This is a genomic window from Compostibacter hankyongensis, from assembly GCF_039541075.1.
Lineage (GTDB): Bacteria > Bacteroidota > Bacteroidia > Chitinophagales > Chitinophagaceae > Compostibacter > Compostibacter hankyongensis.
On sequence record NZ_BAABFN010000022.1, the window covers coordinates 373,586 to 389,243 of the forward strand.

25 protein-coding genes are annotated in these 15,658 nt (G+C 54.5%); 1 reads left to right on the plus strand and 24 read right to left on the minus strand.

Annotation, left to right across the window (positions count from 1 at the left end; all coding sequences use genetic code 11):
• Positions 1–52 precede the first annotated feature (52 nt).
• Positions 53–1,258: a pyridoxal phosphate-dependent aminotransferase gene (locus ABD851_RS17630; protein ID WP_344981794.1), complete on the plus strand. Its 1,206-nt coding sequence runs from the start codon at positions 53–55 to the stop codon at positions 1,256–1,258.
• Between the two features lie 263 nt (positions 1,259–1,521).
• Here ABD851_RS17630 and ABD851_RS17635 read toward each other — a convergent pair whose 3' ends face one another.
• From ABD851_RS17635 to rplP, 24 genes are all read right to left on the minus strand, one after another.
• Positions 1,522–2,181, minus strand: a complete 660-nt coding sequence (locus ABD851_RS17635; RefSeq protein ID WP_344981796.1) for a metal-dependent transcriptional regulator — start codon at positions 2,179–2,181, stop codon at positions 1,522–1,524.
• A gap of 630 nt (positions 2,182–2,811) precedes the next feature.
• Complete coding sequence (gene carA / locus ABD851_RS17640) at positions 2,812–3,912, minus strand: glutamine-hydrolyzing carbamoyl-phosphate synthase small subunit (RefSeq protein ID WP_344981798.1); 1,101 nt, start codon at positions 3,910–3,912, stop codon at positions 2,812–2,814.
• A 111-nt stretch (positions 3,913–4,023) separates the two neighbouring features.
• The gene (rplQ, locus tag ABD851_RS17645) at positions 4,024–4,623 is read right to left on the minus strand and encodes a 50S ribosomal protein L17 (protein WP_344981800.1); all 600 of its coding nucleotides are present in this window, start codon (positions 4,621–4,623) and stop codon (positions 4,024–4,026) included.
• Between the two features lie 87 nt (positions 4,624–4,710).
• The gene (locus tag ABD851_RS17650) at positions 4,711–5,706 is read right to left on the minus strand and encodes a DNA-directed RNA polymerase subunit alpha (RefSeq protein WP_344981802.1); all 996 of its coding nucleotides are present in this window, start codon (positions 5,704–5,706) and stop codon (positions 4,711–4,713) included.
• Between the two features lie 37 nt (positions 5,707–5,743).
• The gene (gene rpsD / locus ABD851_RS17655) at positions 5,744–6,349 is read right to left on the minus strand and encodes a 30S ribosomal protein S4 (protein ID WP_344981804.1); all 606 of its coding nucleotides are present in this window, start codon (positions 6,347–6,349) and stop codon (positions 5,744–5,746) included.
• Positions 6,350–6,499: 150 nt separating this feature from the next.
• A complete protein-coding gene (gene rpsK / locus ABD851_RS17660; protein ID WP_344981806.1) occupies positions 6,500–6,901 on the minus strand; it encodes a 30S ribosomal protein S11 in 402 nt (133 codons plus the stop codon).
• Between the two features lie 55 nt (positions 6,902–6,956).
• On the minus strand, positions 6,957–7,337 hold the full coding sequence (gene rpsM / locus ABD851_RS17665) for a 30S ribosomal protein S13 (protein ID WP_344981808.1): 381 nt from the start codon (positions 7,335–7,337) through the stop codon (positions 6,957–6,959).
• Positions 7,338–7,391: 54 nt separating this feature from the next.
• The gene (gene ykgO, locus ABD851_RS17670; RefSeq protein WP_013621733.1) at positions 7,392–7,508 is read right to left on the minus strand and encodes a type B 50S ribosomal protein L36; all 117 of its coding nucleotides are present in this window, start codon (positions 7,506–7,508) and stop codon (positions 7,392–7,394) included.
• Between the two features lie 85 nt (positions 7,509–7,593).
• A complete protein-coding gene (gene infA, locus ABD851_RS17675) occupies positions 7,594–7,812 on the minus strand; it encodes a translation initiation factor IF-1 (protein WP_344981810.1) in 219 nt (72 codons plus the stop codon).
• Positions 7,813–7,876: 64 nt separating this feature from the next.
• Entirely contained in the window at positions 7,877–8,677 is an 801-nt protein-coding gene (gene map, locus ABD851_RS17680; protein ID WP_344981812.1) for a type I methionyl aminopeptidase, read from the minus strand.
• A 3-nt stretch (positions 8,678–8,680) separates the two neighbouring features.
• The gene (secY, locus tag ABD851_RS17685; protein ID WP_344981814.1) at positions 8,681–10,033 is read right to left on the minus strand and encodes a preprotein translocase subunit SecY; all 1,353 of its coding nucleotides are present in this window, start codon (positions 10,031–10,033) and stop codon (positions 8,681–8,683) included.
• Between the two features lie 62 nt (positions 10,034–10,095).
• Positions 10,096–10,542: a 50S ribosomal protein L15 gene (gene rplO, locus ABD851_RS17690; RefSeq protein WP_344981816.1), complete on the minus strand. Its 447-nt coding sequence runs from the start codon at positions 10,540–10,542 to the stop codon at positions 10,096–10,098.
• 62 nt (positions 10,543–10,604) lie between these two features.
• The gene (rpmD, locus tag ABD851_RS17695; RefSeq protein ID WP_344981818.1) at positions 10,605–10,781 is read right to left on the minus strand and encodes a 50S ribosomal protein L30; all 177 of its coding nucleotides are present in this window, start codon (positions 10,779–10,781) and stop codon (positions 10,605–10,607) included.
• A 73-nt stretch (positions 10,782–10,854) separates the two neighbouring features.
• A complete protein-coding gene (gene rpsE / locus ABD851_RS17700) occupies positions 10,855–11,373 on the minus strand; it encodes a 30S ribosomal protein S5 (protein ID WP_344981820.1) in 519 nt (172 codons plus the stop codon).
• Positions 11,374–11,437: 64 nt separating this feature from the next.
• On the minus strand, positions 11,438–11,791 hold the full coding sequence (gene rplR, locus ABD851_RS17705; protein ID WP_344981822.1) for a 50S ribosomal protein L18: 354 nt from the start codon (positions 11,789–11,791) through the stop codon (positions 11,438–11,440).
• Positions 11,792–11,854: 63 nt separating this feature from the next.
• Entirely contained in the window at positions 11,855–12,409 is a 555-nt protein-coding gene (gene rplF / locus ABD851_RS17710) for a 50S ribosomal protein L6 (RefSeq protein WP_344981824.1), read from the minus strand.
• Positions 12,410–12,434: 25 nt separating this feature from the next.
• Positions 12,435–12,833 carry a 30S ribosomal protein S8 gene (gene rpsH / locus ABD851_RS17715; protein ID WP_344981825.1) on the minus strand — a complete coding sequence of 133 codons (399 nt, stop codon included), beginning with the start codon at positions 12,831–12,833 and terminating at the stop codon, positions 12,435–12,437.
• Between the two features lie 63 nt (positions 12,834–12,896).
• Positions 12,897–13,166 carry a 30S ribosomal protein S14 gene (gene rpsN / locus ABD851_RS17720; RefSeq protein ID WP_344981827.1) on the minus strand — a complete coding sequence of 90 codons (270 nt, stop codon included), beginning with the start codon at positions 13,164–13,166 and terminating at the stop codon, positions 12,897–12,899.
• 12 nt (positions 13,167–13,178) lie between these two features.
• A complete protein-coding gene (rplE, locus tag ABD851_RS17725; RefSeq protein ID WP_344981830.1) occupies positions 13,179–13,757 on the minus strand; it encodes a 50S ribosomal protein L5 in 579 nt (192 codons plus the stop codon).
• Positions 13,757–14,095 (minus strand): 50S ribosomal protein L24, encoded by a 339-nt coding sequence (rplX, locus tag ABD851_RS17730; protein ID WP_344981832.1) that lies wholly within the window; start codon positions 14,093–14,095, stop codon positions 13,757–13,759. The genes rplE and rplX overlap by 1 nt, the downstream gene beginning before the upstream one ends.
• A gap of 148 nt (positions 14,096–14,243) precedes the next feature.
• Positions 14,244–14,612: a 50S ribosomal protein L14 gene (gene rplN, locus ABD851_RS17735; RefSeq protein WP_344981834.1), complete on the minus strand. Its 369-nt coding sequence runs from the start codon at positions 14,610–14,612 to the stop codon at positions 14,244–14,246.
• Positions 14,613–14,689: 77 nt separating this feature from the next.
• Positions 14,690–14,947 (minus strand): 30S ribosomal protein S17, encoded by a 258-nt coding sequence (gene rpsQ / locus ABD851_RS17740; protein WP_344981836.1) that lies wholly within the window; start codon positions 14,945–14,947, stop codon positions 14,690–14,692.
• Positions 14,940–15,164, minus strand: a complete 225-nt coding sequence (gene rpmC, locus ABD851_RS17745) for a 50S ribosomal protein L29 (RefSeq protein WP_344981838.1) — start codon at positions 15,162–15,164, stop codon at positions 14,940–14,942. Before rpmC ends, rpsQ begins: the two co-directional genes overlap by 8 nt.
• A gap of 62 nt (positions 15,165–15,226) precedes the next feature.
• Positions 15,227–15,652 carry a 50S ribosomal protein L16 gene (rplP, locus tag ABD851_RS17750; protein ID WP_344981840.1) on the minus strand — a complete coding sequence of 142 codons (426 nt, stop codon included), beginning with the start codon at positions 15,650–15,652 and terminating at the stop codon, positions 15,227–15,229.
• Positions 15,653–15,658 lie beyond the last annotated feature (6 nt).

Sequence of the window (15,658 nt, forward strand, 5' to 3'; positions counted from 1 at the left end):
TATTGTTCCGGGACTGCTCCTGCATGTCGTAAAATCCCTTAGTTTTGCCGCCATGCCAACGATCAGTCAGCGCGGGGAGCAGATGCCTTCCTCTCCCATCCGGAAATTAGTGCCTTACGCCGAAGCAGCCAGAAAAAAGGGCGTACAGGTTTATCATCTGAACATCGGCCAGCCGGATATCGAAACGCCGGCTGCGGCGCTGGACGCGGTACGTCATTTCGACTTTAAAATACTGGAGTACAGCCACAGCGCAGGCAATGAAAGTTACCGGCAGAAACTGACCCAATATTACAGCCGTTTCGACATCTCGCTGGATCCCTCCCAGATCATGATCACCACCGGCGGGTCGGAGGCCATCCTTTTCGGGATGATGGGCTGCCTGGATCCGGGCGATGAGATCATTATCCCCGAACCGTTCTATGCCAATTGCAGCGGCTTTGCCGCAGAGGCCGGCGTTATCCTGCGGCCGGTCAACTCCCATATCGAAGACGGGTTCGCCCTGCCGCCCATGGAAGCCTTCGAGGCGCAGGTCACGAAGCGGACACGGGCCGTCCTGATCTGTAATCCGAATAATCCCACCGGCTATCTCTACAGCCGGCAGGAGCTGGAGACCCTGAAGCAGATCTGCCTGAAATACGATCTTTTTCTCTTCTCCGACGAGGCTTACCGCGAATTCTGCTATACCGGCACTCATTTTTCCGCCCTGAGCCTGACGGAGATGGAGGACCATGTCGTGCTGATGGACACCATCTCCAAGCGGTACAGCGCCTGCGGCGGCCGCATCGGCGCCTTTATCACCCGCAACCGCGCGGTGCTGAACGCCACCATGAAGTTTGCCCAGGCCCGGCTGAGCCCGCCCTCCTTTGCCCAGATCCTGGGGGAAGCCGCCGTGGACCTGCCGGTCGATTATTTCGACGGGGTAAAGACGGAGTACCTGGCCCGGCGCGACCTCCTGGTAAAGGAGATGAACGCCATACCGGGTGTGTTCTGTCCCAACCCGGGCGGCGCTTTTTATGCCATGGCGCGGCTGCCCGTACCGGATGCCGAGGCGTTCTGCCAGTGGCTGCTGGAGGAATTCTCCCACGAAGGGCATACCGTTATGCTGGCCCCCGGCAATGGCTTTTATGCCACACCGGGACTGGGTAAAAATGAGGTGAGGCTGGCGTATGTGCTCAACCGGGACGCCCTGAAAAAGGCCATAACCTGCCTGAAAATAGCGTTGGACCGCTATCCGGATACCGCTATAAAAAAAGGATAAGGTCCGTCCGCCTTCCCGCTAAGGCGGCATTATCTTTGCATCGGCAAAAGGAGAATAAAAAAGGAAGACATAAAAACAACAATCGCGGGCCGGTACCGTTATATAAACAACTAAGCCATCAGAAATGATGGCTGTCGTAGAGAGGATGGAGTAGTCCCCTGGTTTCTACCGGGGGATTTTTTATTGTTTCATAAACATACTAACATTTCCTGAAACGCCAAATTTTTTTTTAAATATTTGTTAAATTTCTTTTTGCAGACCTCCTATTCGGTCTTCACCAGCAGCCCGTCGGCGAACTTTTCGGATACCGTCACCGGGTGGCCTTTCCCGACCTGCAGCACCAGCGATCCGTCAAAGCCGATCTTTTCCACCACTTTCAGCCGGGTGCCGATACCGATATCGAGCTTCTGCAGGTATTGCAGGAAGGCAGAAGAAGCGTCTCTTACGGCCATGACCCGGCAGGTACGCCCGTCGCCCAGCTCGCTGAGCGTTATACGGTGCAGGCTCGCCATCCTGCCTTTTGCATCCGGAATAGGGTCCCCGTGGGGATCATAATCCGGATAGCCCAGATACCGCGCCAGCCGCTCGGCCAGGTCGGGGTGATGAATATGCTCCAGCTCCTCGGCAATATCGTGTACCTCATCCCAGCCGTATCCCAGCTTTTCCTGCAGGAACACCTCCCAGAGGCGGTGTTTGCGCACCACTTCGAGGGCGGCCTGGGCTCCGCGATCCGTCAGCCGGGCGCCCCGGGACTTGTCGTAATGGATCAGCTGTTTTTCGGTGAGCTTTTTCAGCATATCGATGACCGAGGCGGGGTTGTTGCCCAGCGACTCGGCAATCGCCGTGGGGGTAATTTTTTCGTTGGGCCCTTGCGCCAGGCGATAGATCGCTTTCAGGTAGTTCTCTTCCGATAAAGTATGCATGGCCGGGTATTGATTTTCAAATATAATCAATCGTTCCCGCTCTTTAAAATCGGGTGTGCCGCAGAACGGGAGACAGCGCTGCTGCGGCTCAGCTGAAGGTGCTTTACAGTCGCAACAGGAAGCTTATTCAGGTACGGGATGTCGACCCGCGGAGTCTTCGGCCACGAGGGGGCGACAAGGAGACGCTTATTCAGGCAGCGCAGCCCGGAAGGACGGACGGAGCAGGGTGGATACGGGCGCCGGCAAATGTGAAAGAAAATAAAAAATTAAGGATTTGGAGGAATAATGTAGTTTTTCTGATGAAACGGCATTATCTTTGCAAAACAATAAACACCAAACGAGAACAATCGAAAATAACCGATAAAGAGTCTACGCCATCAGCAATGATGGCTGTCGTAGAGAGGATGGAGTAGTCCCCCGGTTTCTACCGGGGGATTTTTCTTTCGCTATAAACATACTAAGATTTTCCGGAAAACAAAATATTTCCTGGTTTTTTTAGTGAAAAAATGCCCCATTCCGGGCAATACCTTGCCCGGTTATTCAGCGGCAACCTGCCGGCGGCAACCTGACCCATAAGGACAAATTCCGGACAATACCCTGCCCGGCGCTCAGCTGCAGCCGCTTTAGGGACTACAGCATGCTGATAAATTCATCAAAAAGATAACGCGAATCGTAAGGACCGGGGGTGGATTCGGGGTGATACTGCACCGAGAAGGCTTTTTTGCCTTTTACCCGGATACCCTCGATGGACTGGTCGTTGAGGTTCACATGGGTTACTTCCACGCGTGAAGATTGGGCGATAGCCTTAGGATCCACGCCGAAGCCATGGTTCTGGGTGGTGATCTCGCTGCGGCCTGAAAGCAGGTTCTTCACGGGGTGATTCAGTCCCCGGTGGCCGTGGTGCATCTTAAAGGTAGGGATATCATTGGCCCGGGCCAGGAGCTGATGCCCCAGGCAAATGCCAAAGAGCGGCTTTTCTGCATCGAGCGCGGCCTTCACCGTCTCTACCGCGTAATCCATGGCGGCGGGGTCGCCGGGGCCGTTGGAGATAAAATAGCCGCGGGGCTGGAATTTCTCCATTTCCTCAAAGCTGGTCTTTGCCGGGTAAACCCGCAGATGGGCGCCGCGTTCGGCCAGGCAGTGCAGGATATTCCGCTTCACGCCCAGGTCCAGGACGGCAATACGCAGGCCGGTGCCGGCTTCTTCCCCGACATCGTATACCTGACGGGTGGAAATGGTGGAAGAAAGCTCCAGGCCATCCATGGACGGCACCTGCTTCAGCAGCTGCTGCAGCTGATCCCGGTCGAATATTTCGGAGGAGATGATACAGTTCATGGCGCCCTTGCTCCGGATATGGGTCACCAGGGCCCGGGTATCCACATCGTAAATGCCGACCAGGCCGTTGTCTTTTATGTAGTCATCCAGGGAAGCGTCTGCCTGCTGCCGGGAGTAATGCCGGGCGATATTTTTGCAGATAAGCCCCCTGATCTTTATGCTGTCTGATTCCGTATCGATATTACGGGTGCCGTAATTGCCGATATAGCAATTGTTCATGATGAGCACCTGCCCCGTATAGGAAGGATCGGTAAATACCTCCTGGTAGCCGGTCATCCCCGTATTAAAGCAGATCTCACCGGCGGCGGTGCCGGTTTTTCCAAAGGCTTTTCCTTTGTAAAAGGTGCCGTCTTCCAGTAACAGTACGGCGGGTTTTATCATTTCGTCGGTATGCATGGACATGGGAATAGAATCGTGTAAACGTTGGCAAAAATAAAAAAGACAAAGCGAAATGCTTTGTCTTTTCTCCAAAAAATGAATTTTACTTCCGGCATTAGGGGGAATGTATTAGTCGGCCTGCTCGCCTTCGGCGTTTTTCTTGTCTTCAGGAGCGGCTTCGGGTTTTTCTTCAGTCTCCGGCGCTGCAGTTTCGGGCGCTGCCGCTTCGGCTTCCGGGGCGGCAGCCTCGGTTGCAGCCGCTTCCGGCGCAGGCGTTTCTGCTTCGGCGGCTTTTTTGCGGCCTCCCCCGCCACGGCGGCGGCTCTTCTTAGCGCCTCCTTTGGCTCCGGGCGTTTCGCGGGTATACAGCTCGTTATAATCCACCAGCTCGATCAGGGCCATTTCCGCGGCATCGCCGAGACGTTTGCCCAGCTTGATGATACGGGTATAGCCACCGGGACGGGCGGCGATCTTTTCACTAATGGGGCCGAAAAGTTCGGTAATCACCGTTTTGTCCTGCAGGTAGCCGAACACTATCCTCCGCTGATGGGTGGTATTGCTCTTGGCCTTGGTGAGCAGGGGTTCTGCATATACCCGAAGGGCCCGCGCTTTGGCGAGGGTGGTGACGATACGCTTGTGGGTAAAAAGCTCACAGGCGAGGTTGGAGAGCAGCATCTTGCGATGGGCTGACTTTCTCCCCAGGTGGTTGAATTTTGTTCCGTGACGCATGACGTAGTTGGTTTAAAGCTCCTGTACCGTGTCAGGAATTACAGGAGGCGGGCAGCGCCGTTCCGGCAGCCCTGTTGAAATGATTAATCAGTCTTCTTCCATTTTGAACTTGGACAGGTCCATGCCGAACTGCAGGCCTCTTTCGTGCAGCACCGTTTCGATCTCGCTCAGTGATTTCTGTCCAAAATTGCGGAATTTCATCAGCTCTTCCTGTTCGTACTGCACCAGCTCGCTCAGGGAATTGATCTTGGCAGCCTTCAGGCAGTTGAAGGCGCGGACGCTCAGGTCCAGGTCTTCCAGCGGGGTCTTCAGCACTTTCCGCAGCTGCAGGGTCTGTTCGTCCACCACGTCTTCCTTTTCAGCATCCTTGGTGTCAAAGCTGATGTTTTCATCGGTAATGATCATCAGGTGCTGTATCAGGATACGCGAAGCCTGCTTCACGGCTTCTTCCGGGTGAATAGTGCCGTCGGTCACCACTTCCATCACCAGCTTCTCGTAATCGGTCTTCTGCTCCACGCGGGTATTTTCAATGCTGTACCGTACGTTCTTGATGGGCGTATAGATCGAGTCGATGGGTATGGTTCCGAAGGGGGCTTCCTTGGGCTTGTTTTCCTCTGCAGGGGTATATCCGCGGCCTTTGGCCACGGTAAGCTCTATATCCAGTTTCGCGCTGCTGTCCAGGGTACAGATCAGCAGGTCCGGGTTCATGATCTCGAAAGAGCTGGTCGCCTTTTCGATCATTTCGGCCTTGAATTCGGGCTTGCCCTTGATGGACAACTGTATTTTTTCGCTGGTGATATCGCTGTCTACCTTCTTCTTGAATCTTACCTGCTTGAGGTTAAGGATGATCTCGGTAACATCCTCGGTAACGCCCTTCAGGGTGGCAAATTCGTGATCAGCGCCTTCGATCTTGATTCCCACAATGGCATATCCTTCCAGGGAGGACAGCAATACGCGGCGCAGCGCATTACCGATCGTTACGCCATATCCGGGTTCCAGCGGGCGGAATTCGAACTGCGCTTCAAACTCGTTGGATTTTTGAAGAACGATCTTATCGGGTTTTTGAAAATTTAAAATTGCCATTGATTGTCAGGTTGGTTTATAATCAATAAACTCATTATTATTTCGAATACAGTTCCACGATCAGCTGCTCCTTGATGTTCTCGGGAACGTGTTCTCTTTCCGGATAGGTGATGAAGGTACCTTTGAGGTCCTTCTCGTTCCAGTCCAGCCAGGTATACTTCTGGTTTTTGCCGCGGACATTGCTGGTGAGGGCGGTATTGCCGGCGGATTTGGGTTTCAGCCCGACCACATCGCCGGGTCTCAGCTGGCAGGAAGGGATGTTTACCACTTCGCCGTTGACGGTGATGTGCTTATGGGAAACCAGCTGCCGTGCGGCAGGCCGGGAGGGAGCTATACCCATGCGGAATACGGCGTTATCCAGCCGTGCTTCCAGCAGTTTGATCAGATTTTCGCCCGTAGCGCCTTTCCGGCGGGAGGCTTCTTCGAAGGTTTTCCGGAACTGACGTTCCAGCAGGCCGTAGGTGTACTTGGCCTTTTGTTTTTCACGGAGCTGCAGCGCGTATTCGCTGGGCTGTTTGCGTCTGCGGTTGGGACCGTGCTGCCCCGGGGGATTGCTGTTTTTCCCCAGGTATTTTCCGTTACCCAGGATGGGTTCCCCGAAGATGCGGGAAATGCGGGTCTTGGGACCTGTGTACCTTGCCATAGCTTATCGTTCAGATTTTTTAGTTACAGTGTACGATTCTTAAAAAATCCTAAAACCCAATCGTACACCCTTACACGTTATAAAAATACCAGAACCCTGCCCGGAACAGGATGGTTAGTCATCCCGCGGGAGGGTCTGCGGTTCTTGCGGTTATACCCTTCTTTTCTTGGGAGGGCGGCAGCCGTTGTGCGGCAGCGGGGTCACATCCTTGATCATGCATACCTCGATACCGGAGGTGGCGATGGCGCGGATAGCGCTCTCACGACCGGAGCCGGGCCCCTTTACGTAGACGTCGGCGCGTTTCAGGCCGGCGTCCATAGCGGTCCTGGCTGCTTCCTGGGCAGCCAGCTGGGCGGCATAGGGGGTGTTTTTCTTGGATCCCCGGAAACCTTTCTTTCCGGCAGAAGACCAGGAGATCACCTGACCCTGCTTGTTGGTGATGCTGATAATGATGTTGTTAAAGCTGGCGGAAATATGTACGTCGCCGTAGTTATCCACCTTGACCACCCGTTTTTTTGCAGCGTTCTTGGCGGCTGCAGATGCTTTTGCCATAATATCTTTAAATTCCGAATTTCATTCGATTAATACTCCGTCCGGTATTCCGGTATTATTTCTTCGGCGCCTTCTTCTTGCCGGCCACGGTCTTCCGCTTTCCTTTGCGGGTACGCGAGTTGGTACGGGTACGCTGGCCCCGGAGGGGAAGCCCCTTGCGGTGACGCAGCCCGCGGTAGCAGGCAATATCCAGCAGGCGTTTGATGTTGGTCTGCACTTCCGAGCGCAGGGCGCCTTCCACCTTCACTTCGTTGGTAATGATGCTCCGGATGGCGTTCAGCTCCTCGTCGTTCCAGTCCTGTACTTTCTTGTTCACATCTATCCCCGCCTTGGTCAGGATATGCTGGGCGGTAGAACGTCCGATCCCATAGATATACGTCAATCCGATCTCGCCGCGTTTATTTTTTGGAAGGTCTATACCGGCTATACGTGCCATAAACAGTAATGGTTAATTTTTTGCTCTTGAATGGTTGGGTTATAAAAACGGCAATCAGCCCTGCCGCTGCTTGAAGCGGGGATTCTTTTTGTTGATCACATACAGCCTGCCTTTGCGGCGTACGATCTTACATTCCGCACTTCTCTTTTTTATGGATGCCCTGACTTTCATCTGTAGATATTTATCTTTTTAACGGTCAGATGGAACCTTGCATGCCCGGTTTCACCTGTATTTGTCTCTTAATCGCTTTTTACTTTTATTTGTACCGGTAAATGATCCGGCCTCTCGACAGATCGTAAGGGCTCATTTCCACACCCACCTTATCCCCCGGTAAGATCCTGATATAGTGCATCCTCATCTTGCCGGAAATAGTCGCCAGTATTTCGTGGCCATTCTCCAGCTTCACCCGGAACATCGCATTGGACAAGGCTTCTAAAATGGTACCATCCTGTTTGATCAGTGCTTGTTTCGCCATAGATTTTTTGAGGACTGCAAAGATACAACAATAATTTTTAAAATGACAAAATTTTGCCCGTACCTCAGTATCCGCTGCACAGGGCTTCGTTGGCCGCCTCTGCCGCCTCTATGGCCGAAAAGTCGGACAGCAATTCCGCCTTCCCCTTCCGGACCACTACGGTATGTTCATAATGGGCGGAGGGCTTGCCGTCGCGCGTCACGACCGACCAGCCGTCGTCCAGGTAATAGATATCCCGGGTCCCGAGGTTGATCATGGGCTCTATGCAGATCACCAGTCCTTCTTTTAGCGTGCTGCCGTTGCCCCGGCGGCCGTAGTTGGGCACCTGGGGCTCCTCGTGCAGCTCCCGGCCCAGGCCGTGGCCTACCATTTCGCGCACTACCCCGTAGCCGCGGCTGATCTCCGTATAATGCTGTACCGCAAAGCCGATATCCCCGATACGGTTGCCCGCCACCGCCTTTTCCACCCCTTCGTAGAGGGCGCGCCGGGTATCGCCCATAAGGCGAAGCACTTCGGGGGCTACCGCACCGATACCAAAGGTATAGGCGCTGTCCCCGTGGAAGCCGTTCATCAGCGCCCCGCAGTCGACCGATACCAGGTCCCCGTCTTTCAGCACATAATCCCCGGGGATGCCGTGCACCACCGTTTCGTTCACCGAGATGCAGCAGGTGGCCGGGAAGCCGTGGTAATCCTTAAAGGAGGGTACTGCGCCATGGTCGCGGATGAAGGTTTCGGCATACCGGTCCACCTCCGCGGTGGTGATGCCGGCCTTCAAAAATTTTGCCACCTCGGCTAAGGTGGCAGATACTAAGAGGGCACTTTGGCGGATATACCCGATCTCTTCTTCTGTTTTATAAAAAATCATGCGTTATATGGTTGATACACCGGCCCCGGTACCGGCAGTCCTGCCGGCAATACGGCCTTTGCTCATCAGTCCGTCGTAGTGCCGCATCAGCAGCTGGCTTTCGATCTGCTGAAGGGTATCGAGGATAACGCCTACAATGATCAGCAGCGAGGTGCCGCCAAAGAAGCTGGCAAAAACGGAGTTGATCTTCAGGGCGCTGGCAAAGCCGGGCAGCACGCCTACGATGGCGAGACAAAAGGCGCCGGGAAGGGTAATGCGGTCCATGATGGCGCCGATATAATCGGCGGTGGATTTGCCGGGTTTTATACCGGGTATGAAACCGTTGTTACGCTTCATCTCATCCGCCATCTGGGTGGGGTTAAAGATCAGCGCGGTATAGAAATAGGTGAACACGATCACCAGGACGCCGTAAACGACGTTGTACAACGGAGTGGTATAGTCGCTGAAGGAGCGCATAAAGCCGGAGCTGGCGCTGTCGGGGTTGGTAAATCCCACCAGGGTGGCCGGGATGAACATGATGGCCTGGGCAAAGATAATGGGCATCACGCCGGCGGCATTCACCTTCAGGGGCAGGAACTGACGCACACCGCCCACCTGGCGGTTGCCCACGATACGTTTGGCATAATTTACCGGCACCTTGCGGGTACCCTGCACCAGCAGCACCAGCCCGATGATGATCACCACCAGGAAGACGATCTCCAGCAGAAAGATCAGCAGGCCGCCTCCGCCCATGTTGGACTTGGAGGTAAATTCATAGATGAGCGCCTGCGGAAGACGCGCCAGGATACCGATCTCGATGATGATGGAGGTACCGTTGCCGATCCCCTTGTCGGTGATCTTTTCGCCGAGCCACATCACAAAGAGGGTTCCGGAGGTCAGCACAATCACGGTGGACAGCCAGAAGAAAAATCCTCCGAATTCAGCGATAATAGCCGGTCCGGACTGGGAGCGGAGGTAGGCTACATAGGCGCTGGCCTGGAAAGCCGTTACGATCACGGTGAGCAGGCGGGTGTACTGGTTGATCTTTTTACGGCCGCTCTCCCCTTCCTTCTGCATCTTGGCGAAGCTGGGCACCGCAATGGTCAGCAGCTGCATGGCAATGGAGGCCGAGATATACGGCATGATGCCGAGGGCAAAGATGGAAGCGCGGGAGAAGGAGCCGCCCGCGAACATATCGAAAAGACCCAGCAATCCCTTCTGGGCGCCTGCCAGCGAAAGCCGGTTCGGATCGATCCCCGGCAGGATTACATAGGATCCAAAACGGTATACCAGTATCAGGCCCAAGGTCAGCAGGATACGCTTGCGAAGGTCCTCGATGCTCCAGATATTACGGATCGTTTCGACTATTTTCTTCACCCGGATTGTCTATTTTGTATTCATAAACGGAAAAGACGCGGCCGCTGACGGCGCGTCTCCAATCATACCAGCGTTACCGTACCCCCGGCAGCCGTAACGGCGGCCTGGGCCTTTTCGCTGACCGCATGCACTTTGAGGTCTACCTTGGCTTTCAGCTCGCCCTGCCCCAGCACCTTCACCTTGTCTGTGCGGCCGATAAGCCCGTTCATATACAACACTTCCAGCGATATTTCCTGAAGGCCGTACTTTTCGATCAGCTGATCCAGCTGTCCTACATTAAAGACCTTGTATTCCACCCGGCCGGGGTTCTTGAACCCGCGCTTGGGCAGGCGGCGGTGGATCGGCATCTGACCGCCCTCATGACCTTTCTTATTTTTAAAGCCGCTGCGCGACTGCTGTCCCTTGTTCCCTTTTGTGGAGGTACCTCCTTTGCCGGAAGCTTCCCCGCGGCCGAGGCGCTTTGCCTTTTTAACGGCGCCGGCTTCGGGCTTCAACGTGTGTAAGTTCATAGGTCTGTTTTTGGCTCAACGCTTTCTGCCGTGCAGAAAACTCGCAAGATAAAAAAATTACGCTATTCCGCCACGGTTACCAGGTGGCTCACTTTCCGCACCATACCCAGTACCTGGGGAGTGGCTTCCACCTCTACGGTGGCATGCATCTTCTTCAGCCCCAGCGCTTCCAGGGTCCGTTTCTGGCGCTCGGGACGGTCGATCGCGCTTTTTACCTGGGTGATTTTTATTTTTGACATGATCCGTTATTTGTACTCCGCCAAAGGAATGCGAGATCCGTATGCTCGGGATCTTCGCTCCGCGGCTGCGTGATTATCCGTTAAATACTTTCTTCAGCGAGATATTGCGCGTTTTGGCCACGGCTACCGGTTCCCGCAGCAGGCTCAGGGCCTTGAAGGTGGCTTTCACCACGTTATGCGGGTTGGCGGAGCCCAGGGACTTGGCCAGCACGTCGGTAATGCCGGCGCTTTCCAGCACGGCGCGCATGGAACCTCCGGCGATCACCCCGGTACCGTGTCCGGCGGGCTTGATCAGCACTTTGGCTGCGCCTTCCTTGGCCAGCTGGTCATGCGGGATGGTACCGTGCATGACAGGCACGCGGATCAGGTTTTTCCTGGCATCGTCGATGGCTTTGGTGATGGCTTCCTGCACTTCCTTGGCCTTACCCAGGCCATGGCCTACCACACCGTTCTCGTTGCCCACCACTACCAGCGCGGAAAAGCTAAAGGTGCGTCCGCCCTTGGTGGTCTTCGTCACGCGGTTGATGGTCACCAGCCTGTCTTTGAGTTCCAGATCGCCGGCTTTTACCCGGTTAACCGTATTTTTTGCCATTTATTTCTGCTTGTTTTGCACCCTTGGGGTACGTTATCTTTTTTTATGCTTTCCAGGTCTCGTACTAAAACTGCAACCCGCCTTCCCGGGCGCCTTCGGCCAGGGCCTTTACACGGCCGTGGTAGAGATATCCCCCGCGGTCAAAAACGCATTTGGTGATCCCCGCTTCGGCTGCCTTGCGGGCGAGGGCCTGCCCCACCAGGCGGGACAGCTCGGCTTTCGCGCCTTTCTGGGCGGCGATATCCTTTGCACGGGAGGAGGCGGAGGCCAGGGTAGTGCCGCTGCTGTCGTCGATCAGCTGTGCATAGATATCCCGGTTGCTGCGAAACACCGCCAGGCGGGGCTGTTCCGGCGTACCGGCCACCTTCCTGCGGATACGGTAGCTGATTTTCTGCCTTCTTACTACTTTCGGATGCATGATTTATTTTGTTTTGTCTCCGTTATTTGGCGGAGATCGCTGTTACAATGTGGACGTCACCGGTTATTTCCCGGCGGTCTTGCCGGCTTTGCGGCGCACTACTTCGTCGCTGTAGCGTACGCCCTTACCCTGGTAGGGCTCAGGTTTGCGCAGGCTGCGGATCTTGGCGGCCACCTCACCCAGCAGCTGGTTGTCGATGCCTTCGAGGATGATCTTGGGGTTCTGCCCTTTCACCGTTTCGGTCTTCACCTTCAGCTCTTCGGGTATCTCCACGAGGATGTTGTGGGAATAGCCCAGGGAAAGATCCAGCAGCTGTCCCTGGTTGGAGGCGCGGTATCCCACCCCTACCAGCTCCAGCTGTTTTACAAAACCTTCGGAAACGCCTTTCACCATATTGCTGATCAGGGCGCGGTACAGGCCGTGGAGCGCACGGTGACGGATCTGATCGGTCGGCCGGCTCACCACTACCACCCCATCCTTGGTTTCTATTTTGATATCGCGGTCAACGGCTCTTTTCAGCTCGCCTTTCGGTCCTTTCACCGTCACTTCGTTGGACGGGGAAACATTCAGGGTGACACCAGCGGGGAGGTTTACCGGGCTTTTGCCTATACGTGACATGACTAAAAAAATTTAAAATTCAAACTCAATAGATATGGCAGAGCACTTCGCCGCCGACATGCTGTGCCTGGGCTTCCTTATCGGTCATCACTCCCTTGGAGGTCGATACGATGGCGATACCCAGCCCGTTTTTCACCCGGCGGAAGTCGGCCGGCTTCGCATAGCGGCGCAGACCCGGGCGGCTCACCCTTTCCAGGGAATGGATGGCGGGCTGCTTGGTTTGCGGGTCGTACTTCAACGCAATCTTGATCAGTCCCTGCTTGCTGTCTTCTTCGAATTTATATTTCAGGATATATCCTTTTTCGTACAAGATCTCCGTAAGACGCTTCTTCAGGTTTGAAGCGGGCACTTCCACGATGCGGTGGCTGGCCAGCTGTGCATTGCGTATCCGTGTGAGGAAATCGGCAATCGGATCAGTTACCATTTATTCTTTTTTATTTTATCGCTTACTAATAAGATATAGCGGTTTCCGGGCGATGCGTCCGGTTTACCACGATGCTTTTCTCACACCGGGGATCTTGCCTGCCAGCGCCATTTCCCGGAGCATGATACGGGAGATGCCGAAATACCGGACATAGCCCTTCGGCCGGCCGGTCAGCTGGCAGCGGTTGTGCAGCCTTACGGGGGAAGCATTCCTCGGCAGCCTGTCCAGTGCGGCATAGTCGCCGGCCGCTTTCAGCTCGGCTCTTTTCTCCGCATAGTGCGCCACCATTCTTTCCCTTTTGCGCTGTCTGGCCTTGATGGATTCTTTTGCCATACCTGTATGGTTTTAATTTTGTTCTTTTCTGATGTTCTTGAAGGGCATACCCAGCTCCTTCAGCAGCTCGTAAGCTTCTTCGTTGCTGCCTGCAGACGTCACAAAGGTGATGTCCATGCCATTCATTTTACTTACTTTATCGATGTCGATCTCCGGGAAGATGATCTGCTCGGTAATGCCGAGGGTATAGTTTCCGCGGCCGTCAAACGACTTTTCGTTTACGCCTTTGAAGTCGCGCACGCGCGGCAGGGATACCGAGATCAGGCGGTCCAGGAATTCGAACATGTTCACGCTGCGGAGCGTTACCTTGGCGCCGATCGGCATATGACGACGGAGCTTGAAGTTGGAGATGTCCTTGCGGGACAGGGTCGGTACCGCTTTTTGTCCGGATACAGAGCTCATTTCAGCAACGGCGGTATCCACCAGCTTCTTGTCGTTGACGGCGCCGTTGATGCCCTGGTTCAGGCAGATCTTCTGCAAACGGGGCACCTGCATAATGGATTTGTAGCCGAATTTCTTCATCAGCGCCGGCACTACATCCTGCTGGTACTTCTGCTGCAGCCGGGGTATATATTTTTCTGTCGTTGCCATTATTTAACTACCTCCCCTGATTTTTTAAAGATCCGAACGGTTTTCCCATCTTCCTTGCTGCGGCGCACACGGGCCGGTGCTCCGGCTTTGGCGTCCCACAGCATGACGTTGGAGATGGCGATGGGGGCCTCCTGCTTTACGATGCCGCCGCGGGTATTCTGTGCGCTGGGCTTGGCATGCTTGGTCACCACGTTCACGCCTTCCACCAGCACCCGGGCTTTTTCGGGAAGCACCTCCAGCACTTTACGCGGCTTGGTCCTGTCCTTGTCTTCACCCGAGATCACCACCACCTGGTCTCCCTTTCTGATGTTAAACTTGGGTTTGAATCTTGTCTTCATGGTACGAAAACTTATCTTTCTGTTTTATGGGGTCAGGAGAAGGCCAGCGGCGGATCACCTGATGAAAAATCTTATTATAAAAACGGCCTGCAAAGATAGTTCTTTTTGCCGAAAGCCCAAGCCATAAAGCTGTCAGGGCTGTCCCGGCCTACAGCACTTCCGGAGCCAGGGAGATGATCTTCATGTATCCCTTGTCGCGCAGCTCGCGGGCTACCGGGCCGAAGATGCGCGTACCCCTGGGGTCGTCGCTGTTGTTCAGCAGCACCACGGCGTTGTCGTCAAAACGGATATAGGAACCGTCTTTGCGGCGCAGCTTGTTTTTGGTGCGGACGATCACCGCTTTGGTCACGGTACCTTTTTTGATACCGCCGGAGGGAATGGCATCCTTTACCGTCACCACGATCTTGTCTCCTATCTTGGCGGTGGACTGCCCGGAATTGCCCAATACCCGGATGCATAATACTTCCTTGGCGCCGCTGTTATCTGCTACATTCAGCCTGGATTCTTGCTGTATCATTTTTTCCCATTTGAAATTTGAGGTTCGAGATTTGAGATTGAGTACTTCAAATCAGCAACTCCAAATCAGAAACTGAATTATTTTGCTTTCTCGATGATCTCCACCAGCCTCCAGCGCTTTTGCTTGCTCAGGGGACGTGTTTCCATGATCAGCACCCGGTCGCCCTCGGTGCACTCATTCTTGTCGTCGTGCGCCATGAACTTGGTGGTCTTTTTTACAAACTTACCGTAGATAGGGTGCTTCACCCGGCGTTCCACGTTTACCGCGATGGTTTTGTCCATCTTGTTGCTGGACACGATCCCGATCCTGGTTTTTCTTAAGTTTCTTTCAGCCATGATTGACATTATTTGTGTTTGCACCGCGTTCTCTTGTTCTCAATTCGGTCTTTAACCGGGCAATATCGCGACGCAGCTCGCGGATATTCATCGGATTCTCAATGGGAGAGACAGCATGGCCGAATTTCAGTTTTTTCAGTCGTACTTCCTCTTCCGCTATCCGGCTTTGCAGGTCCACTTCGCTCAGTGATTTGAGGTCCGCTTTCTCTTTTGCCATGGTATTGTTTTTTATCTTTTTACAGGAGCTCCGGTGCTTTGTTGCCAAAGCGTTTCGGAAGCTTATCCCTCATAATCATAATCGTGCCGTATCACGAACTTGGTACGGATCGGCAGCTTGGATGCCGCCAGCTGCAGGGCTTCGCGGGCGATCTGCAGGGTCACCCCGTCTATTTCAAACAGGATGCGGCCCGGCTTTACCACGGCGGCCCAATGATCCGGACCACCCTTTCCCTTACCCATACGTACTTCAGCGGGTTTCCGGGTCACGGGCTTGTCGGGGAAGATGCGTATCCACACATTTCCTTCACGTTTCATATGACGGGTCAGCGCCACACGGGAAGCCTCGATCTGCCGGTCGGTGATCCACTGCGGCTCCAGGGCTTTCAGCGCGAAGGAGCCGAAGGCGATGGTAGCGCCGCGCTGGGCGTTCCCCTTCATGCGGCCTTTCTGCTGCTTCCGGTGTTTCGTCTTTTTGGGCTGTAACATTTCTTA